The sequence below is a fragment of the Actinoplanes sp. NPDC023801 genome (assembly GCF_040639655.1).
Lineage (GTDB): Bacteria > Actinomycetota > Actinomycetes > Mycobacteriales > Micromonosporaceae > Actinoplanes.
On sequence record NZ_JBFAAI010000030.1, the window covers coordinates 91,106 to 110,357 of the forward strand.

Annotated in this window: 17 protein-coding genes and 2 pseudogenes; 10 read left to right on the plus strand and 9 right to left on the minus strand. The window is 68.1% G+C overall.

Annotated features, from left to right (window positions below):
- Positions 1-49: 49 nt before the first annotated feature.
- Positions 50-316, minus strand: a complete 267-nt coding sequence (locus AB0G04_RS36210; protein ID WP_360992471.1) for a hypothetical protein — start codon at positions 314-316, stop codon at positions 50-52.
- 100 nt (positions 317-416) lie between these two features.
- Here AB0G04_RS36210 and AB0G04_RS36215 point away from each other — a divergent pair, with 100 nt between their 5' ends.
- From AB0G04_RS36215 to AB0G04_RS36235, 5 genes are all read left to right on the plus strand, one after another.
- Positions 417-2,219 (plus strand): putative Ig domain-containing protein, encoded by a 1,803-nt coding sequence (locus tag AB0G04_RS36215; RefSeq protein ID WP_360992474.1) that lies wholly within the window; start codon positions 417-419, stop codon positions 2,217-2,219.
- Positions 2,216-2,878, plus strand: a complete 663-nt coding sequence (locus AB0G04_RS36220; RefSeq protein ID WP_360992477.1) for a prepilin-type N-terminal cleavage/methylation domain-containing protein — start codon at positions 2,216-2,218, stop codon at positions 2,876-2,878. The genes AB0G04_RS36215 and AB0G04_RS36220 overlap by 4 nt, the downstream gene beginning before the upstream one ends.
- The gene (locus AB0G04_RS36225; protein ID WP_360992479.1) at positions 2,875-4,407 is read left to right on the plus strand and encodes a ricin-type beta-trefoil lectin domain protein; all 1,533 of its coding nucleotides are present in this window, start codon (positions 2,875-2,877) and stop codon (positions 4,405-4,407) included. Before AB0G04_RS36220 ends, AB0G04_RS36225 begins: the two co-directional genes overlap by 4 nt.
- Positions 4,408-4,729: 322 nt before the next feature.
- On the plus strand, positions 4,730-4,993 hold the full coding sequence (locus AB0G04_RS36230; RefSeq protein ID WP_360992482.1) for a GlsB/YeaQ/YmgE family stress response membrane protein: 264 nt from the start codon (positions 4,730-4,732) through the stop codon (positions 4,991-4,993).
- Between the two features lie 230 nt (positions 4,994-5,223).
- Complete coding sequence (locus tag AB0G04_RS36235) at positions 5,224-5,385, plus strand: hypothetical protein (protein WP_360992484.1); 162 nt, start codon at positions 5,224-5,226, stop codon at positions 5,383-5,385.
- Between the two features lie 203 nt (positions 5,386-5,588).
- Here the strand turns inward: AB0G04_RS36235 and AB0G04_RS36240 are convergent, their stop codons facing one another.
- The 3 genes and pseudogenes from AB0G04_RS36240 to AB0G04_RS36250 form a co-directional block, all read right to left on the minus strand.
- On the minus strand, positions 5,589-7,775 hold the full coding sequence (locus AB0G04_RS36240; protein ID WP_360992487.1) for an ATP-binding protein: 2,187 nt from the start codon (positions 7,773-7,775) through the stop codon (positions 5,589-5,591).
- 119 nt (positions 7,776-7,894) lie between these two features.
- Complete coding sequence (locus AB0G04_RS36245; protein WP_360992490.1) at positions 7,895-9,511, minus strand: ATP-binding protein; 1,617 nt, start codon at positions 9,509-9,511, stop codon at positions 7,895-7,897.
- Positions 9,512-9,770: 259 nt separating this feature from the next.
- Positions 9,771-9,872, minus strand: a pseudogene (locus AB0G04_RS36250) (IS5/IS1182 family transposase); the annotation flags it as partial.
- Here AB0G04_RS36250 and AB0G04_RS36255 point away from each other — a divergent pair.
- From AB0G04_RS36255 to AB0G04_RS36270, 4 genes and pseudogenes are all read left to right on the plus strand, one after another.
- A pseudogene (locus AB0G04_RS36255) lies at positions 9,870-10,213 on the plus strand (IS630 family transposase); the annotation flags it as partial. The pseudogenes AB0G04_RS36250 and AB0G04_RS36255 overlap by 3 nt on opposite strands.
- 295 nt (positions 10,214-10,508) lie before the next feature.
- Entirely contained in the window at positions 10,509-10,724 is a 216-nt protein-coding gene (locus AB0G04_RS36260; protein WP_360992492.1) for a helix-turn-helix domain-containing protein, read from the plus strand.
- Positions 10,721-11,221, plus strand: coding sequence for a Clp protease N-terminal domain-containing protein (locus AB0G04_RS36265; protein ID WP_360992494.1), 501 nt, complete (start codon positions 10,721-10,723; stop codon positions 11,219-11,221). Before AB0G04_RS36260 ends, AB0G04_RS36265 begins: the two co-directional genes overlap by 4 nt.
- A gap of 84 nt (positions 11,222-11,305) precedes the next feature.
- Positions 11,306-12,388, plus strand: coding sequence for a serine hydrolase domain-containing protein (locus AB0G04_RS36270; protein ID WP_360992497.1), 1,083 nt, complete (start codon positions 11,306-11,308; stop codon positions 12,386-12,388).
- Between the two features lie 511 nt (positions 12,389-12,899).
- Here AB0G04_RS36270 and AB0G04_RS36275 read toward each other — a convergent pair.
- On the minus strand, positions 12,900-13,490 hold the full coding sequence (locus AB0G04_RS36275; protein WP_360992500.1) for an alpha/beta hydrolase: 591 nt from the start codon (positions 13,488-13,490) through the stop codon (positions 12,900-12,902).
- Positions 13,491-13,558: 68 nt separating this feature from the next.
- On the opposite strand from AB0G04_RS36275, the gene AB0G04_RS36280 reads away from it, so the two are divergent.
- Positions 13,559-14,185 (plus strand): TetR/AcrR family transcriptional regulator, encoded by a 627-nt coding sequence (locus AB0G04_RS36280; RefSeq protein ID WP_360992503.1) that lies wholly within the window; start codon positions 13,559-13,561, stop codon positions 14,183-14,185.
- A gap of 185 nt (positions 14,186-14,370) precedes the next feature.
- Here AB0G04_RS36280 and AB0G04_RS36285 read toward each other — a convergent pair whose 3' ends face one another.
- From AB0G04_RS36285 to AB0G04_RS36300, 4 genes are all read right to left on the minus strand, one after another.
- A complete protein-coding gene (locus tag AB0G04_RS36285; protein WP_360992505.1) occupies positions 14,371-14,619 on the minus strand; it encodes a hypothetical protein in 249 nt (82 codons plus the stop codon).
- A gap of 32 nt (positions 14,620-14,651) precedes the next feature.
- Complete coding sequence (locus tag AB0G04_RS36290; protein WP_360992508.1) at positions 14,652-16,238, minus strand: methyl-accepting chemotaxis protein; 1,587 nt, start codon at positions 16,236-16,238, stop codon at positions 14,652-14,654.
- 188 nt (positions 16,239-16,426) lie between these two features.
- On the minus strand, positions 16,427-16,807 hold the full coding sequence (locus tag AB0G04_RS36295; protein ID WP_360992510.1) for a VOC family protein: 381 nt from the start codon (positions 16,805-16,807) through the stop codon (positions 16,427-16,429).
- Positions 16,808-17,567: 760 nt separating this feature from the next.
- A complete protein-coding gene (locus tag AB0G04_RS36300) occupies positions 17,568-18,353 on the minus strand; it encodes a class I SAM-dependent methyltransferase (RefSeq protein ID WP_360992513.1) in 786 nt (261 codons plus the stop codon).
- Positions 18,354-19,252 lie beyond the last annotated feature (899 nt).

The window sequence follows — 19,252 nt, forward strand, 5'->3', positions numbered from 1 at the left end:
CAGCCACCGACCGCTGCCCCGACATCGGCCGCGACTGCGCCCGCCTGTCCTACCGCCGCGCCGCCGAACTGTCCAACCGGCACACCGTCCGGCTCACCCACCCCAACGCTGCGGCCGACGAGCTGGATAACCTCGGCGGGTGGGTGCCCTTGGTCCGCACCCAGAGCACTCGGTGGGCGTTGCGGTGGCCGAGCTGGTCGACGTGGGCGCCGACGAGCTCGCTGACGCGCACCGGGTACTCCCGCCGCAGGACGCACTGCCCGACGGCCGTGATGTCCGGATGCAGGTCGAGAGCTTGTCGGTTGCCGGGGCTCACGGAATTGATCAACTCGAACGCTTCCGGACCGTGCTTCTCAGGACCGGTGTCACTCTGCCGATTCCGAGGAACGGCCGCGACCGTAGGTTGGAGGTTCGACATGTCCGCTGTGCCGGCGCCGTGCGTTGGGCCTGCCGCGCCCGCGGATCAGGGATTTACCTTGGTCGAGGTGCTGGTCGCGCTTACGTTGATCAGCACGATGATGGCGGCGCTGGCGCCGTTTCTGGTCCGTTCGGTCAACGTGGTGGCGGAAATGGGTGGCCGGCAGACGGCGATCCAGCTGGCCGATGCCTCCATGGAGCGGGTCTCGGCTCTTACCGGTGCCACGGCGCTGACCGGGCGCAGCTATCACGCCGCCAAGGCGCAGTGGGATGCGGTGTACGCCGCGACGGCGGTGCCCTCACATGCCGATGCGCTCAAGCCGTACCTGGACACCATGAGTCTCGGCGACCCCCAGTACGCCACACATGCCACCAAGGCGGTCTGGCTCGCGTGGGACCTACAGTTGCCGAGCACATCCACCGCCGGCACCTCGGCCGGCTTGCCCACCACTGCGGTCGAGGCGACCATAAACGGCGTCCCGTTCCAGATGAACTGGTACCTGGGCATGTGCCGCACCAAGCTCGGATCAGGCGGCACGTGCGACAACCCTGAGGCCGCCGATCCCGAGCCGGGCCGGGCCGACGTGCCGCTGTTGCGGGTCGTCATCGCGGTGACCTGGCCGGGACGTGACTGCCCCGGAGGTGCGTGCGCGTATGTCACTTCGACGCTGGTCAGTGCCTCCGGCGATCTGGTGTTCAACCTCAACCGGCCAGCACCGGTGGCCGTCAGTGCGGGCCCGCAGACGAGCTATGCCGCTATGGCGATCAGTGGCCTGCAGCTGTCGGCCACGGGTGGTCAACTGCCGTTGACGTGGTCTTTCAGCGGTCTGCCGCCGGGACTGAGCGGATCGGCCAGCGGGCTGGTGACCGGCACACCCACCGATCCCGGGGTCACCAAGACGTACACCGTGACCACGACTGTGACGGACAAACTTGGGCGGACCTCCAGCGCCACGTTCAGCTGGACGATCGTGCCCGTGCCTGTGGTGACCAATCCAGGTAATCAGAGCACCCGCAGTGGGACCGCGGCGTCGCTGAGCATGGCGGTGACCGGCGGCCCGGCCCCGTTCACCTGGTCGGCCACCGGCCTACCGGCCGGCCTGTCGATCGACGCGGCCACTGGGAAGATCTCCGGCACTCCGACCGCGACGAGCCGGGTCGATGCCGCGGTCACCGTGACCGCGACCGACAACGTCGGGCGAGCCAGCTCGGTCAGCTTCACCTGGAGCGTGCTCACCCTTGCCGTCGCGGCACTACCTACCCGTGCCGACTCGATCCGCGACACCGTCTCCTTCACCGTGCCGACCCCGACCGGAGGCAAGGGGCCGTACACCTACCGGATGGACAACTACCCGGGCGAGTCCTCCGGGGAAATCGGCATCGATGCGAACATCGGCAAGATCTCCGGCAAGGTGTGGTACGGCAACCGTTACTTCACCACCGTCTATGTCAAGGACGCCACCGGTGACGAGGTCGCCACCACGTTCTTGTGGAACGTGTCGCCGAGCCAGCCCAACGACCTGACCATCATCGTGCCCGACCCGGCCAACCCGAACCAGACCAGCAAGGTAGGCCAGCCGGTCTCGCTGATGGCGTACGCACCGACCGGCAGCAACAGCGGCTACGACTGGTCGGCCACCACCGGCCTGCCACCCGGGCTGAGCATCGCCACGCAGAACTACTTCTACGGAGCGATCACCGGCACCCCGACCACCGCCGGCGTCTACCGGGTGACCCTGGTCTGCCAGGACTCCAACTACAAACAAGCAGTGGTGATGTTCGATTGGACCGTGACCCCGTGACCGCCGCCGCGTTCCCCGGCCCACGCGAGGACGACGGAGTGACCCTCGTCGAGGTCATGGTCGCCATGACGGTGATGAGCGTGGTGATGAGCGTGTTCACCGCGGCGGTGATCCAGGCCTACCGCTCGGTGAACGCCACTACGAACACGTCCGCCGCGCAGACCCAGCTGCATCTGGCCTTCCAGCTGCTCGATCGGGAGGTCCGCTACGCCTCCGGGATCACCGTGCCGAACACCACGGCGATCAACGGCGCGTGGTACGTCGAGTTCCTCGGCATCGAGGCGGGCACCGGAAAATCGGTCTGCCACCAACTACGCCTGGACGCCACCGGCGTGCTGCAACAACTCACCTGGACGCCCGGGTCGGCGCCCGCGGCAGGTACCCGCGGGCACACCCTCGCCTCCCAGCTCATGGCACCCGGCGGCACCATCGCGGTGCCGTTCCAACGCCAGGATGCCGGGTCGATGCCCGACGCGAGGCCGGCAGCTTCCGCGCCGGTGACCGGCGCCGACTTCACACCCGACTACCAGCGCCTGCGGGTGCAGCTGACCACGACCAGCGGCACTTCCTCAGCGGCACAGGACGTCACCTTCACCGCCCTGAACACCTCCCGCGCCACCACGGACCCCAACGTGTGCATCGAAGGACGACCACAATGATCGGCTCTCACCGACGGCGCTGCGCAGCACCGCTGCGCTGCCGTGACGACTGCGGATTCCTGCCCCTGGCCCTGCTGTTGATTCTGGTGAGCATGTCGATGAGTGCCCTGCTCGCGCCGGTCGTCGTCGGTCAAATCGTGAACACCCGGACAGCTTCCGAGCGCACGCTGGCGTTACGCACCGCCCAGGCCGGCATCCACATCGCGATGGGTCAACTCCGGGCCGCCGCCGACAACAGCGGAACCGGAGACCCGTTGCGCCTACCTGCCGGGCCGTTCACCGGCAGCATCGGACCCCACGGCAACCAGCGATACCAGGTAGCCATCACATATCGTGACCTCGACGGCAACACCCTGACCTCACCCCTGCAAACACAACCCGCCTCCGCCGTGCTGGTGTCCACCGGTATCACCGCCGCCTCCGGCGTCTTCGGGCCCGGCACCCTCAACAGCCGCACCATGCAGGCGATCTACACCTTCCGCGTATCCAACCAAAACATTCCCGGCGGCCAGATCCACGTCCGCAGCTCCACCGTGGATTTGTGCCTGGATGCCGGGACGGCACAGCCCTCGGCGGGCACCGTAACGACCATGCAGCGCTGCTCGGGCAGCCCGGCCCAGCAGATCTGGGCCTACAACAGCGACCTCACCATTGCGCTGGTGTCGTCCAAAACCGGCTCCAACCCCCTGGGCATGTGCCTGGACGCCGGCTTCCCGCACACCTCCGGCGCCCAAGTCAAGCTGCAGAAATGCAGCGAGGCCAGCCCGGCAGCGCCCCGCCAGCAGTGGAGCTCCAACGACTCGGCCAACCTGATGGGCACCAGTGACGGGGCGACCCTCGACGGCTACTGCTTCAACGTCAACAACCCGGACGCATCAGGCAGCCTCGTGGTCCTGTCGAACTCCAGATGCTACGGCAACTACGACAACGTCCAAACCTTCCAACCCGACCCGGGCGTCGGCGCGGGCGCAGCCGGCGCAGCCACCAAACAGCTGGTGAACTACCAGCAATTCGGCCGCTGCCTCGACGTCACCGACCAGTACACCGGCTCGGCATACCTGATCGCCTGGCCGTGCAAACAGGCACCCAACGCCGCGAACGTCACCTGGAACCAGAAATGGACCCTGCCGGCCATCAACGCCACCACCCGGGTCGGCACCGGGCGTATCTACATAACCGTCAACGGAGGCGACTACTGCCTGCGCACGCCGGGCACGACCGCCTGGGGGGCCTATCCGGTCCTGGTTGCCTGCTCCCCCAGTTCAGGCGCAGCGAACCTGATCTGGACCGTGTACGGATCCACCGGCACCTACACCACCAGCCACCAAATCGTCGACAACACCGGCCTGTGCCTCACCCCCACCAACCCGGCCCTCACCCCCACCGAGGTCTACAACGGCGCCTGGTACACCGGCCCACCGATCAGCCGCATCGTCATGCGCACCTGCGACGGGTCGGCCTGGCAGAAATGGAACGCCCCACCCGACCTCTCCCGCCCCCTGCCATTGACTCAAATCCACGAACGCTAGTACAACAGCTCGCCTGACCCGCAGTTCCTGCTTTGCAGGAACGTCCATTCTGAGAATAGATCCGCGAGCTGGTTCCAGCCCGCGATTGGGGCGGGGATGTCGCCAGGACCGTCGCGTGACCTGTTACTACCCGCTCGGCAGGGTCGCCGCCGGGCAGCTGGGCATCCAGGTACAGCGAGACCCGTCGCCGGAGCGGCGCGGACCGGCCGGCTGGTCCGCGGGTGTTTGCCGGTCACGCGTCGAGGAAACAACAGTGGCCGTTGGAACCCCCGGTACTTCACGGGCATCCGCAGCACACGGACACTTCACCGAAGGGCACGTCATGTCGTTCCTCTGGGCCATCATCGCCGGGTTGATCATCGGTCTGATCGCACGTGCGGTCCTGCCGGGCAGGCAGGACATCCCGATCTGGTTGACCATCATCCTGGGCGTGCTCGGCGCCCTCATCGGCAACGTCATCGCCACTGCCCTGGGCGTCAGGGACACCGGCGGCATCGACTGGATCCGTCACATCGTCCAGATCGCCGCCGCCGCCGGTCTGATCGCCGTCGTCACCCCCCTGTGGGCCAAGCGCGTACGCCGGTAGGCACGCCAGCACAGGTGAGGGGCAGGCGGAACGATCCGCCTGCCCCTCACCTGTGTCTATCCCATACCGGCGTGGTCCGCCCTCAGGGTGTATCCGGCGACGGTGGCCGCGAGGTCCACCCCGGTAACAGCCCCGATCGGGACTGTAAAAACAACGGCTCTGTCTGACTTTCGGTGGTGACGGTGGGTGATCGTCTAGCCGCCACGGCCTCATCCGGGCAACAAAGCCGCGTGGCAGGACACGATCTTGTCGCCGCCAAGGACACGATCCTGTCGCTCAACAACGGGCGCTGTGGGTGGCCGGGCGCCGTCGTGGCTTGCGGCGCCCGGCTGCGTACCGCTTCCGGTCCTCGCGCCGTGGCCGGCGCTGCGGGCCGGGTCGGCACGCCATGACTACCGGTGCCCCGGCGTAGGCGGTCGCCCGGGACCGCCGCCAGGCGCACGCTGAGGCCTCGCCGGCCGCCTGTGCTCACCCTGGCTGTGGGTCCGCAGGGCTGCCGTCCTGTCGCCCTGTTAAGCGACAGAATCGTGTCCTCGAAGACGACGAGATCGTGTCCGGAGCGGTAGGTGGTTACTTGGCGTGGTGGCCGCGGATTTCAGATGGTGCTGTGGTGTTGGGGCAGGCGCACGATGATGCGGGTGCCGGGTTGGCGGTCGGGGTCGTGGGTGATGGTGCCGCCGTGGGTGTGGACGAGGGCGCGTACAAGGGCCAGGCCGAGGCCGGTGCCGCCGATGGCGGTGTGGCGGGCGTTGCTGGCTCGGTGGAAGCGGGTGAACAGCTGCTCGCGGTCTTCGGCGGGGATGCCGATGCCGGAGTCGGTGATGGTGAGTTCGATGACGCCGGAGGCGTTGTCGTGGGCGTGGATGTGGATGTCGCCGCTGTCGGGGCTGTACTTGATGGCATTGGACAACAGCTGGTCGATGATCTGCCGCAGGCGGTGGGGGTCGGCGTCGAGGATCAGCGTGGATGGCATGTCGATGTGGACGCGTGGCCGGGCATCCGGTGGCATGGCGACGATCGCGGCGTCGACGACGTCGCGCAGATGTGTGGGGCGTAGTTGCAGGGTCGTATGGCCCCATTCGAGACCGGCGAGGTCCAGTAGATCGTCGATGATCGACTGCAGGATGCCGGTGTTGCGGGTGATGGCTGCTGCTACCGGGACGAGCTCCGGGTCGATGATCTCCTCGGCGAGCAGGGTGCTGTAGCTGATGATCGAGGTGAGCGGGGTGCGCATCTCGTGGCTGACGAGGGTCAGGAAGTCGTCCTTGGCGTGAGCCAGCTGCTGTTGCAGTTCGGTGTTGCGTCGGTGGGTGAGGAAGTGGCCGAGTTGCGCGGCGACGCTGTCGAGTAGCCAGGTGTGCGAGGCGTCGTACTCGGCGGTGGAGCTCAGTGACATCAGGACGCCGAGGATGGTGTCGCCGTCGGGTACTGGTACGGCGAGGCTGGCGTGCAGGCCCCGCTGGGCGGCGGCGTGGGCGAAGGCGCGGGCTTGTTCGGTGACGGCGAATTCAGAGTTGGTGAGGTCGGGTAGCCACAGGGGCTGGCCGGTGTCCCAGACGTACCCGGGTCCGGCGTCGCCGCGGGAGATCGTTTGCGGGATGAGGTCGTCGATGTTGACGCCGGGGGCGCTCCAGTAAGCGCTTAGGCGTAGTACGTCGGCGACATCGTCGGCCAGCAGCAGCTCCAGGTGCTGGTGGCCCAGTGTCTGCCCGGCGGTTTGCAGGATCGGTGGTGCGGCTTCGGTGATGGTGCCGCTGCCGTTGAGGATTTTGGCGACGTGGAGTTCGCAGTCGCGCCAGCGTTCCCGGCGTCGGCGTTCGGTCACGTCGTGGATGGCGGCCACCGCGCCCAGCAGCTGCCCGTCGGCGTCGCGGATGGGTTCGGCGTTGGTGAGCATGTGACGGTCCGGCAGCCCGGGTATCCGCAGGATCGCCTCGACGTCGCGGATGCTGTGTCCCTTCAAGGCGCGCACGGTGGAGAGTTCGTCGGTGGTGTAGGGCCTGCCATCCGGGTGACGCACCTGGTGGTGACCGCCGGCTACGGCCTCGGCGGGGGTCAGGTGATCGGGTAGGCGGAAGAAGTGGCGCAGGGCCCGGTTGAACAGCACCGGCCGCTGGTGCGCGTCGACGGCGAAGACCCCGACCTGCAGGCTGTCCAGGAGCGCGGTGATGAAGCCGGCCTGCACGCCGGCCTGCACGGTGGGACTGACCGCCACCGACGCCGTCGAGTCGTCCTGGCCGGTATCGCCGTGATGGAGGCCGGTGAGGGTGGTCATCGCCGTGGCCGGGTCGGTGCCGGACGGGAGGGGCCCGAGCATCTCGGTGATCTCCACCAGGGTGGAGAGGTCGTTCTCGGTCCAGGTGTGTGGTTTGTCGTCCAAGACGGTGAGGGCGCCGACCTGCCGGGCGTGCTCGTCGCGCAGCGGTACTCCGGCGAAGGCGCGGATGCCGTGGCTGGTGAGCATGGGATGCTCGGCGAACTCGGCGTCGGCGGCCATGTCGGGCACCGCCAGCGGGGCGTCGGCGCCGGCCACGTTCGCGTAGACCAGGTGCTTGCCAGTGCCACGTCGTGCGGTCAGGGATTCGGTGAGCCCGTACGAGCCGAGAAACTCCTCCTCGGGCTCGGCCAGGCTGACGACTGCCATCGGCGCCTGAACCAGGTGTGCTGCCATGCGGGCCACTGCGTCCAGCGGGACCGGCATGGTGGGTTGGCCTCGGCGGGTACCAGCGACCGCCTGCAGCCGTGACGGCGACTTCAGCAGTTCGGTGTCTCTATCCGCCATGTCACTCACCAGCCCTGGTCGACGTGGTCAGCTGCTCTTGATCACCTGATGAGGCTAAGGCCTCGAAACCGACATAAATACAGGAAAGGCATGCTGTTCACCCGCCCTTTCGGGTTGGATCACGGTGGCTTGACCGGGAGGTCGATGGCGAAGGTGGTGCCCGGACCTGGGTGGTCGGCGAGGGTGATGGTGCCGTGGTGGCGTTCGATGATGGCGCGGGTGATGACCAGGCCGAGCCCGGTGCCGGGGATGCGCCGCTCCAGGGCGGTGGAGGCGCGGTAGAAGCGGCGGAACAATCGGGGTCGTTCCGTGGCGGGGATGCCGATGCCGGTGTCCGCCACAGTCCAGCTGATTCTTTGCTTGGTGTCGTCGGCCGTGGCGGTGATGGTGATGGCGCCGCCGGCGGGCGTGTATTTGATCGCGTTACCGATGAGGTTGTCGGCGACCTGGCGCAGCCGGTGCGGGTCGGCGTACAGCTCGAGCCGCTCGGGCAGGTGCACGGCGAGGGTGAGTTGCTTGTCCTCGGCCAAGGCGGCGGCGGCCTGCACGGCCTGCTCGATGACGGCGCACAGATCGGTTGTGGTGGCGTCGACGGCCAGGTGCCCGGACTCCAAGCGGGCCAGGTCCAGCAGGTCCTCGGCCATGATCGACAGCCGCTCGGCGTTGCGGGTGATGATCTGCAGGTACTGCCGTTCTTCGTCGCGGTTCAGGTCGTCGAGTTCGTCAGTGAACAGCGCCGCGGTGCCGGTGATCACCGCCAGCGGGTTGCGCAGCTCATGGGTGACCATGGCCAGGAATTCGTCTTTGGTGCGGGCCAATTCGATGGCGAGTTCTTCGGCGCGGCGTCGTTCGACGTACTGGCCGACCTGGGCGGCAAGGCCGCTGAGCAGGCTCAGCAGGGTGTCTTCGGGGTCTTCGGCGCGGTCGCCGTAGACGCACAGCGCCCCGAGCATGTGCCGGCCGGTGAACAGCGGGACACCGACGGCGACGCGCAGCCCGATCCGGGCCGCGGCGCGGCTGCGTATCGATCCGCTGTCGGCGCTCAGGTCGGGGATCCACAGCGGGCGAGCGTCGGCGTAGACGCGGCCGGGGAGTTCGACGCCGGGCTCGAGCTGGTCGAGGGCGAAGTTCCGCAACCGCCGGCCCGGCTGCACGTGGCGGGCAGCGCAGGTCAACAGTTGCCGGTCGTCGTCGGCCAGCCACAGCTCAGTTACCGGCCAGTCCATTTTCACGCCGAGCGCTTCGACCACCCGGGCCGCCGCCGTCGCGCTGGAATCCGCTTCGGCCAGGCCCCGGGCGACGGCGGCCTCCACCGCGGTGAACCGGCTGGCACGCTGGGCGGTGGTGATGTCGTGGGCGAAGGCGTGAAACAGCCGCCCGCCGGGCTCGTCGGTGGCCGTCAAGGTCATCTCGATGGGGAACGGGTGACCGTCGGCGTGCGCGGCCACCCATTGCAGCCGCCGGTCCAAAGTTTGCCCCGGCTCACCGCTCGCCAGCGCGGCTAGCTCGGCGCGGCCCGCGTCGCGTACCTCGGGCGGCACGATCAGCTCCTCGATCGACCGGCCGCGCGCCTGCGCCCAGGGGTAGCCGAACGTCTTCTCAGCCGCCGGGTTCCACGCCACCACCCGCCCGGCGCCATCGAAGGCGAAGTATGCCTCCAACGCCGCGGCGAGCACCGCCTCCGACTTATGCTGCCCGGATCCCGCACTGCTTGCCGGCACGAATCCTGAAGGCATCGTCTCCCCCCGATGGTGCGGCTGATCGGCCGATGGCGGCAAGCCCGGGGAGAAGGGGACTACTCCGTCATCCTTATGGTAGTCCGGCCCGCAGTGGGCGTTCGGCTAACGGACACCTCCCGGCCTGACGTGCTCGCGGCGAGTCCACGCTCGTTACCGGTGCAGGGTGGCGGAGCTATCAGCCCGCGGCCCCCGGGTGACGATCCACCTACAGGTGCGACGGTCTATGTGCCTGCAGGCCGAGTGCGCGCAGCGCTCGTTCGGCAAGGGCAACAACCTGGGCTTTCAGCATCGCCCAGGTGCCGTCGGCGGCCCACCGGGTGAACCGCAGATGAGCGGTCTTGCACGGGCCGTACCGCTCGACCGGTCCCAGCCGGTGCTGCCGATGCAGCCCGGCGTACCGGAACGCCGGACCCACGACTACCTACGGGCGGGAGTGACCAGCCTGTTCGCAGCGCTGGACATCGCTACCGGCACGGTGATCGGCTCGGTCCACCGCCGGCATCGCTCGCACGAATTCCTGCTGTGCCTGCGCAAGATCGATGCCAGCGTGCCGGAACACCTGGACGTACACCTGGTCCTGGACAACTACGCCACCCACAAGACACCGGCAGTGAAGCCGTGGCTGCTGCGCAACCCCGCTTCCACCTGCATTTCACCCCGACCGGCGCGTCCTGGCTCAACCTCGTCGAACGATTCTTCGCCGGGATCACCAACAAGCTCATCCGCCGCGGCGTACACCGCAGCGTCGTCGCTCTCGAGAAGGACATCCGGGCCTGGCTCGCCTGCTGGAACGAGCAGCCACGCCCCTATGTCTGACCAAGACCGCCGACGAAATCCTCCACAACCTCGCCGCGTACTGCAAACGAGCCGTGACCGTCAGCTGGCTGCCGTGTGCCTGCCCGGCCGCCCTCGGTGGCCGGGCGGGGCACCGGCCGACGTTGCGGTCATCAACTTTTGTTGACGGATGACCATGTCATCAACTAAAGTTGATGACATGGTCGAGCTTCCATCACCCGAGGACCCAGAGGCGGCGCTGGCCGCGGTCGTGGCGCTGCGGCGCCTCGCCAACCAGCTGGAGCGCTCCGCGGTCGACCAAGCGCTGCGGCAGGGATGGACCTGGGCGCACATCGGCCAGGCACTCGGCATCAGCGCCCAGGCAGCCCACAAGAAACTCGCTCAGAAAGCCGCACAGGAGAAGGGCGACACGTGAAGCTTCCCCGCGCCATCCAGGACATGCGCACCATCAAGACGCTGCTGACCGCGGCGGAGGCCGAGGCGCAGCAGGCTGGCGACAGCTTGCCCGGCCCGGAGCACCTCCTGCTGGCCGCGTTCGACCTGCCCGACGGCACGGCCCGGCAGGCGTTCGCACGGGCTGGCGCCGACCCTGCCGGTTTCCGGGCAGCGGTCGACGACGCACACCGGCAGGCGATGCACGACATCGGCGTCCAGGTCCCCGCGCCGGGTCGGCCGCTGCCGGCGGCCGCCCCGGCCGGTGGGCCCTACCGGCTGACCGCCCCCGGGCAGGAGGTCTTCCAGGCCGCGGTACGGCTCGCGAAGGCGGGCCAGCGGTCACCGCTGCGCGGAGCGCATGTCGTCGCCGCGGTCGGCGACCAGGCACGCGGCACCGTCGCCCGGGCGTTGAAAGCGCTCGGCGTCGACCGTGGCGCGCTGACCGCCGCCGCCGGTGAGGTCCTCACCGGGCACTGAGACCCCGTTACACGGAACAGGCCACGAAATTCGCAGTGGCCTGTTCCGTGCTGCCCGAAATCTTCCTCCTGGAAGGACTCCCTCATGAAGTACCGCCTTCTCGCAGTCGCGGCGGCCGGTCTCCTGACCGCCGGCGGGTGCGGCACAACGTCGACACCGGAGGCGGCCCGGGTAACGTCCACCGCCGCGGACCGGCCCGGCGACAGCGGCAAGCTCATGGAGAAGCTGCTGAAGGCCGACCAGCCCGGCTGCTCCGCCGCCGTCGGGATCGAAGGCGCCGTCGCCTGGTCCGGGGCCCGCGGCGTAGCCGACACCGCCACCGGGCGCCCTCTCACCACCACGTCGGTGTTCGACGTCGCCTCAGTCTCCAAGCAGTTCACCGCGACCGCGGTCCTCCTGCTCGCCGCCGCCGGCGAACTCGAGCTGACCGATTCGGTCGCGAAGCATGTGCCGGGCCTGCCAGGCTGGGCCCGCACCGTCACCGTCGACCACCTCGTCCACCACACCAGCGGCATCACCGACTACACGCACTTGCTCAACGCCGCCGGTCACGCTCTCACCGACCCCGCGACGCAGCGGGACGCCCTCGACGCGATCGCGAAGGCACCACAACCGACCTCCGGCACGTTCGCCTACTCCAACTCCAACTATGTGCTGCTCGCCGAAGTCGTTGCGGCCGTGTCCGGCCAGCCCCTGCCACGGTTTCTGGACGCGAACGTCTTCAGGCCGCTGCGGCTGGCGATGTCACTGGCACCAGCTGCCCAGGGCCCGGAAACCGCCTTGCCGTACACCAGATCACCGGACGGCACATGGCAGCCCGCCGGATCCGCATGGACCCAGATCGGCGACGGAGCCGTCCAGACAACCCCGGGCGAGCTCGTCCGCTGGGCCGACAACTACCGCACCGGCGCGGTCGGCGGCGAAGCCCTCCTGAAGGCTCAACTCGACCGCGCCGTCCCGACCGGCCAGCCCGCGGGACCGAGGTACGGGGCGGGAATCGCCGTCAACCCGGACGGCACCCTCAGTCACGAGGGCGGCTGGGCCGGCTACGTGACCCTGTTCGGTGTCACCGCCGACCGTCGTACGGCCATCGCCGTCAGCTGCAACGCCGCCGAAACCGACATCGCCGCCGTCGCCACCGGCCTGCAACGCATCTGGACCCGCTGATCGACACCGCTGTCGTCGACCACTGACAACAACCTGTCGTTTCCACTGACATCTGAGACTTCTCAGTCCGATGTCAGCGCTCGATTCTCACGAGGATGTCAGCGCTCTTCTCATCTCTGACATCCCGTGACTTGATGTTCGGAGCGCTACTGGTCGGCGTTGTCCCTCAGCGGTTGGAGGATGAGCTCCTCGGCTTCTCCGAGCACCCATTCCAGCGCCTGCGCTACTCCGAGAACCTCGGCTTGGGCGCGCAGGGAGTGGGGAGGCCGGCGCAGTGGTTGGCTTTGACGCCGTGCCGGATGAGGTGCCGGGCCAGCCGAGCCTCGTTGACCGCTCGGTCCGCGGTGACCGGTCTGTCGGTCAGCGGCCCGACGGGCTCGCCTTCCAGGACCCACCGAAGCGCGATCCCGATCCCGGGCCGGGCCGGGCCGGCCGGAGTGTGCGGTGTGGGTAGCCCAGGCCGGTGCACCAGAGGCCAGCCGCTGGCCGGCGTCACGGGATTTGCGGCGGTTCACGGTTTTGCCGGCAGGCAGTCCACGACGAGTTGGACAGCTTCGGGCAGGTCGATGTGATCGTCCGGCGTCGCCCCGTAGTGGGCGCCGATAGCAGTGAGGACAGCGGTTGCTTGCAGCCCGGTGACGAGTTCCTTGACGTGGTGGATCGGCGGTTCCGGGGCCAGTACCGGGTCGTCCACGGCGGTGAGCACGCGGTACCGGTTGGCGGCCCGGCGTAGCCGGGGCCAGTCGAACGGCTCGGCGAAGAACTCCGCGAGGGCTTCATATCCGGCCGGCACTTGCGCCGGAGTCGCCACCAGGACCGCGCCGGCGAAGGCACCAGCGGTGTCGACGTCATGTTGCTGCAGGAGACGAAGGACGTTGACGCCGCCGATGCTGTGCCGGACAAGGACGGTGTCTCGGGGGTCGGTGTCCGCCACGCAGGCGCGCAGGACCGCCTGCCACGAGGCGAGCCGGGGCGCCGTGTTTTCGGGCAGGTGCGGGATCCGTACCTGGTGGCCGTGAGCCTCCAGAGACTGGCGGAGGTACGGGAACCAGACGCTGTCGCTGTCGGCCCCGTATCCGTGGGACACCACGATCGTGGTCATGACTAACTCAAATCGAAACGCTGCGTTTCGTTTCGATTTGAAGCTAGCACGCTGCTACCGTGACGGCCATGCCCCGAAGTTCGTCCGCCGCTGACGCCGACCGCCCACGCCGCGTCGGAGGCAGGGTGCGCAGCGCGGACGCGCACGAGGATGCCCTACGTGCGGCGGTGCAGATCTTGGAGGACAGTGGGTACGCCGCCGTCACCATCGAGGGGGTGGCGGCCCGTTCCGGCGTGGCCAAGAGCACCATCTACCGGTGGTGGTCGTCGAAGGCCGAACTGGTGATGGAGGCCTACGGCGAACTCGTCGCCGAACGCATGCCAACGCCGGACAGCGACTTCCTCACCGAGGATCTGACGATGTTCGTCACCGCGTTGTACCGGGTCACCGAGCATCCCGCCCGGGTCAGGGCGCTTCGCGGCCTCATGGCTGAAGCTCAACTGGACCCGGTCTTCGCCGAGGCGTTCCGCGGCTGGGTGCAGAGCCGCCGCGATGTGCTGTCCGCCGTGTTCAGCCGTGCGATCGATCGGGGCGAACTGCCCGCCGGGCTGGACGTCGGCCACGCCGTCGACCTCGTATTCGGTCCGTTCTGGTACCGACTGCTAGTCGAGCATCTGCCCGTGGACCCCACGGAAGCGCCCGCCCATGTCCGCCGGCTTCTGCACGGACTCAGTGACGCAACCCCGCGGTCCTGACGCCGGCTGGGACTTATCGCAGGGTGGTGCGGTGGCCAGGCCGTCCAGGACACCGGTGACCTGAAGAACCGGGCGTACCGGTGCGGTCGGATTGACTAGCACGAAGGCCCACCGCCGGAGTACCAGGGCGTCGGGGGGTGGAGGGGGATCGCGGCGGCAACCGCCTGCGAACGTAAGTGTGCTGGTCACGAGGGCGGTGGATCGCTGAGTTGATCGGCTTGGTCCATCAGATCGGCCCGGACCTGGGTCATGAGGGCGATGGCGTCGGCCATCTGGGCTGCGGCGTCCAGCTCGCTGACGTTGCCGGCGGCGGCGGCGAACTTCTCCATTTTCTCCACCGCGTAGGTGATGTTCACGGCGCCGGCCAGCAGCAGGGTGGTGAGGTGCTGGCGGGCCTGTTCGGCGTCGAATGGCTCCGGGTGGGGCGGTATCACGCGGGTCCCTTCTGAGGCGACGGAAGAGGCGGTCAGTGGCGGAACCCGTTGACCAGCTGGGTCAGGTCGTTGGCCATCATGGTCAGATCGGTGGCGGCCTGCCGGGTGGCCCTAGCGCTGTCGGCGGTCGCGGCGGCGATGCCGGCCACATCCGACACGGTGCGGGCTACGTCGCCGCTGTTGGTGGCGGCTTCGGCTACCGAGCGGCTCATCTCGGCGGTGGTGGCGGTCTGCTCCTCCACTGCGGAGGCGATCGTGGTGGTGTAGTCACCGATCTGCCCGATCACCTCGGTGATCTGCGCGATGGCCTCGGCGGCAGCGCCGCTGGAGGCCTGGATCGCCCCGATGCGAGCGATGATGTCCTCGGTGGCTTTGGCGGTCTGCTGGGCCAGCTCCTTGACCTCGCCGGCCACCACGGCGAAGCCCTTGCCGAGCTCACCGGCGCGGGCGGCTTCGATGGTGGCGTTGAGTGCGAGCAAGTTGGTCTGCTCGGCGATGCTGGTGATCAGCCGGACCACGTCGCCGATCTCCGCGCTGGCGGCACCGAGTTCGGCGACCCGGGCGGTGGTCTGCTGCGCGACGGCCATGCCCTGCTGAGCGACCTGGGCTGCCTGCCCGGCGTTGGAGGCGATCTCGGTGATCGATGCGCTCATCTGCTCCGAGCCCGCGGCGATGCTCTGCACGCCGGCGTTGACCTCCTCGCTGGCCCGTGACGCCGTGCCGGCGCGGGTGGAGGCCTCGCTGGCGCCGCTCTGCAGCTGCGCGCTGACCGCCGACATCTCCTCGGCCGCCGCGGCCAAGGTGACCGCGACCTGCGCCATGCGGTCCACGCTGGCGGCCACCACCGTCATGCCGGTGTCGAGTTCGGTGGCCATCCGGCCCAGCTCGTCACGGCCGGACACGCCCGTGCGTACGGTCAGATCCGCCGCGGCCAGCGCATGGGTAACCCGGCCTACCGCGGCCAGGGTGCCCATGATGCTGCGGACCACCAGAAACGCCATGGCCGCCGCCAACGCCAGGCCTACCAGCAGCATGCTGATCATCATGGTGCGGGCGAACCGGTACGCCTGCGCGGTCTCGTCACGTTTGTCCGCGGCCACCTTCGTCTCGATCGCGACCAGTTCGTCCAGCGCGCCGAGCGCAGCCGCCAGCGCAGGCCGGCCGGCATTGTCGCGGGCTTTCTCGAACCCGCGCAGGTCGCTGGCGGCCGCAAGTGGCACCAGCTGCTCATCCCGGACCCCCCGTACCTGCTCCAGGGCGGCACGGAAGTCTTGCACCGCCTTCTCGCGGCCGGTCATGTCGGTGGCCGTGTACTCGGCGAACACCTTGTCGACCTGCGTGTCGGCGTCGGTCATGGCCTTCTTGTCGGCGGCCATCCCGGCCTCGTCCTGGCTGACGAGCTTGTCCAGCAGCGCCAGCCAGGACCGCTGCACCTCTTCCTGGACCGTGCCCAACTGCGCCACCGGGACCAAATTGTCGCGGTACAGGTACTCCGCCGCGTCGGCCATCTGCGACGTCTTCTGCAGACCGACCACCCCGACCGCGGCCGCGGCCAGCCCGGCTATCGTGACCGCCGTGTAGATCTTCAACCGGACCGACAGATCGTTGAACCACCGCATCCCGAACCCCCGCCACTTGCGCACGCCACAGGCCCCGGCTCCTGGCGCTGCAGCCAAATGCCAGCAGACGACACCAGAGAGGGCTACTACACCCATCGGCACCCAACGGTCAGGGCGTAGCTAGTACACGGACGCCGGCTCGCCTGCGGCAACCACCCGTCACCCCACCTGCCGAGCCGTGAGCGCGACTACGCCTCGTGAAATGGGGCCGGCTCGGCCGGGATCCGTCTGGACATCAGGCAGAACTCGTTGCCTTCCGGATCTTCCAACACCACCCAGGAGCCGCTGCCGGTGATGCTCGACCGCTTGGCGCCGAGACCCAGCAACCGAGCAAGCTCCTCATCCTGTCCGCGGTCCGTAGGGCAGACGTCGAAGTGCAGGCGGTTTTTCGTCTTTTTCGGTTCGCTGACCCGGAGGAACAGGATGTCCGGACTGATCGTCGCCCCGCGGATTGCCACCCCGGTCTCATCTCGAGCGAAGGGCCGATAGCCCAGCAGCTCACACCAGAAGCTTGCGAGCAACTCCGGATCTTTGCAGTCGATGATGATGTCACCGATTCGGCTCGCCATGGCTCTTGAGCTTATCGGGATAGTCGCACCCGAGCTAAGCCCAAGATCAGATGCGCACATCTGGCGCGATCCGCGCGTGCTGACGTCCCCTTCGTCACTGTCCGTAGAGCGGTGGCGTGTCGTGGCCGTCGTTCCCCTTCCACCAGGGTCGGGGTGAGAAGTCCGGCGGGTTCGCTCGTCCACTTCCTGCCTTCGTGGCCGCTTCCATTTGTGCGGCCTGCCGGACGTCAAGGACCGGCCGGTATGGCTTGAGATCAGCGTGTCCGCGCTCGACTGGTGGGTGCCTACCGACCGGCCCGAGTCCCCCTCGGACGGAAGGAGACACCCCATGCTCGTCTTTGGTATCGACGCGCACAAGCGCAGCCACACCGCCGTCGCCTGGACGCCAACGGCCGGCAGCTCGCCACCCGCACCTACGGAACCACGAGCAAGGACCACCTCGCTCTACTGCACTGGGCCGGCCAGCACGGCGATGAGCGGGTCTGGGCGATCGAGGACTGCCGTGCCATTACCCCGCACCTGGAACGTAACTACTCGCCGCCGGCGAACGCCTCATGCGCGTACCACCCAAGCTGATGGCGCACGCCCGCGACGGCGCCCGCACCTACGGCAGGTCCGGCCCAATCAACGCCCTCGCCGTCGCCCGCGCCGCCGTGCGCGACCCCGACCTGCCCACCGCACACTGCCCCCAGCCATCGCGGCACAAGCCCTGGGCTACACCCCCGAATGCGCCGAAGACCACGCGATCATCTCGGAGCGTTCATGCGGCCGGTTTGGTGTCACGACGGCGCAGAACCAGCAACTGAGCCTGCCGCTTGGGAAGACCCTTGGCGAGGGCAATCTCGGCCTCCAGCATCAAGTTGTTGGCCGCCCGCTCGCCGAGTTCAGCCCGCAGTGCAGCCGCGTTCTCGGGGTAGGAGGCGAACAGCCGTCGCCAGAAGTCGTCGTGCTCGGTGTTGGGCAGGACCAGCTCCACGTCGAAGCCGGCGGCCGTCGCCATTGTCGGCCAGCTGCCGACGTCGGCGGGCTGCTCACGTGCGGTCAGTACGAAGCGGCCGCCGGGCGCCAGGATTCGGCTGGCCTCCCGCAATGCCGCCTGCCGGTCTGGGCTGAACGGCAACGCGTCGACACTGAGCAGTCCATCCGCGTATTCGTCGGGAAGGCCGGTTTGTTCGAAGCTGCCCTGGCGGAACTCTGCCCGGTCAGGAGTGACGAAGTCGTCGGCCCGTTGCGCCGCGATCTCGATCGCGGCGGCGCTGAAGTCGATGCCGATGAGCCGGACTGACAACGCTCGAGCCAGCCAGAGGCCCGGGCCGCCGCGACCGCAGCCGAGGTCTACGAGCCGTGCGCCGGGACGCAGACGCAGCGCCGCCACGGCGTGCCCGAGCAGCCACCAAGAGCAGCAGCTGGTGGGCTCCACACCGAGTGGATACTCATCGCCCATCGCCCGCGCCCACAGCTCGTGGAGCAAAGGGCTGTTCTGCGCCGCGTGATGCATCGCGTCGTAGTCGTCAGGCGCCGTACCGACTGTATTGCTCTCCGTCATGCGTGACATTCTCATAGGTAAATACCATGTCTCGTGCCCGGTACGTCGAGACCAGAACGACGTGCTGCCCGCAGAAGCCCGCGGTCACCGCGATCCTGGGAACGTCGCCCGGATCGCATGAACCCGGCTGCCACATGATCAAGTGCGTGCACTTTGGGCTCCAGATCAAGATGCCGCCTGGACTCGAACCGGTACGCCGTCACGCTCCCCGAACTCACGACACATTGATACGCGATGGCGTCAGTATTTCCGCAGGTAGTGGGAATTGGGATCGCGAATGACACGCTGGCTGCGTTCGGCCTGCCGTCACCGTGACGCTGTTCCGAACGTAGGAGAAGCTGCCGATCGGGCGGCTTGGGCAAGAAGGGGAACGGCGACTTCCCGGGTGGACTGCGAGGTTGTCAACTCCGCTCGAATCGTGACCAGGTGGTTCTTGCTGGCGATCAGCAACAGGATCCAGCCCACAATGTCTCCCGTGACTACCGTGGCCGGATAGATCTTCGAGCAGAATGTCGTCCGCTTCCTTGAGCACTTGAGCTGCTACGTCGACTACCAATACGCGCAGCAGACGAAGATGCCCTGGCCGGAGCCCTAGACGGGACCGATGACGAGTCCGAAACTGCGCGGTTCCAGTACCCCTGCATGGAACACCACCGGTCGTGATCTCCCTCGCCCGGGCTATCGGCGGCAGCATAGTTAGCGTCGGCATCGACGGAGCCATCGACACCGTCTTGGAAGCGCGGATCAACACCATGCCGGACCTGCTATAGAACGCCATCCACGGGTGCCGCCCACACTTCGTGCGGGACTGTAAGAACAACGGTGTAACTCCTGATCAAGGAGACGCACCTGATGACTGTCATGACGGACACCGTGGATACTTCCGCGGTGGCGAAGAA

Coding starts and splice junctions, on each gene's coding strand:
- AB0G04_RS36260 (WP_360992492.1), top strand. CDS start 10,509: ATGGTCGAGCTTCCATCACCCGAGGACCCAGAGGCGGCGCTGGCCGCG.
- AB0G04_RS36290 (WP_360992508.1), bottom strand. CDS start 16,238: ATGCGGTGGTTCAACGATCTGTCGGTCCGGTTGAAGATCTACACGGCG.
- AB0G04_RS36245 (WP_360992490.1), bottom strand. CDS start 9,511: ATGCCTTCAGGATTCGTGCCGGCAAGCAGTGCGGGATCCGGGCAGCAT.
- AB0G04_RS36295 (WP_360992510.1), bottom strand. CDS start 16,807: ATGGCGAGCCGAATCGGTGACATCATCATCGACTGCAAAGATCCGGAG.
- AB0G04_RS36280 (WP_360992503.1), top strand. CDS start 13,559: ATGCCCCGAAGTTCGTCCGCCGCTGACGCCGACCGCCCACGCCGCGTC.
- AB0G04_RS36215 (WP_360992474.1), top strand. CDS start 417: ATGTCCGCTGTGCCGGCGCCGTGCGTTGGGCCTGCCGCGCCCGCGGAT.
- AB0G04_RS36240 (WP_360992487.1), bottom strand. CDS start 7,775: ATGGCGGATAGAGACACCGAACTGCTGAAGTCGCCGTCACGGCTGCAG.
- AB0G04_RS36230 (WP_360992482.1), top strand. CDS start 4,730: ATGTCGTTCCTCTGGGCCATCATCGCCGGGTTGATCATCGGTCTGATC.
- AB0G04_RS36275 (WP_360992500.1), bottom strand. CDS start 13,490: ATGACCACGATCGTGGTGTCCCACGGATACGGGGCCGACAGCGACAGC.
- AB0G04_RS36270 (WP_360992497.1), top strand. CDS start 11,306: ATGAAGTACCGCCTTCTCGCAGTCGCGGCGGCCGGTCTCCTGACCGCC.
- AB0G04_RS36225 (WP_360992479.1), top strand. CDS start 2,875: ATGATCGGCTCTCACCGACGGCGCTGCGCAGCACCGCTGCGCTGCCGT.
- AB0G04_RS36300 (WP_360992513.1), bottom strand. CDS start 18,353: ATGACGGAGAGCAATACAGTCGGTACGGCGCCTGACGACTACGACGCG.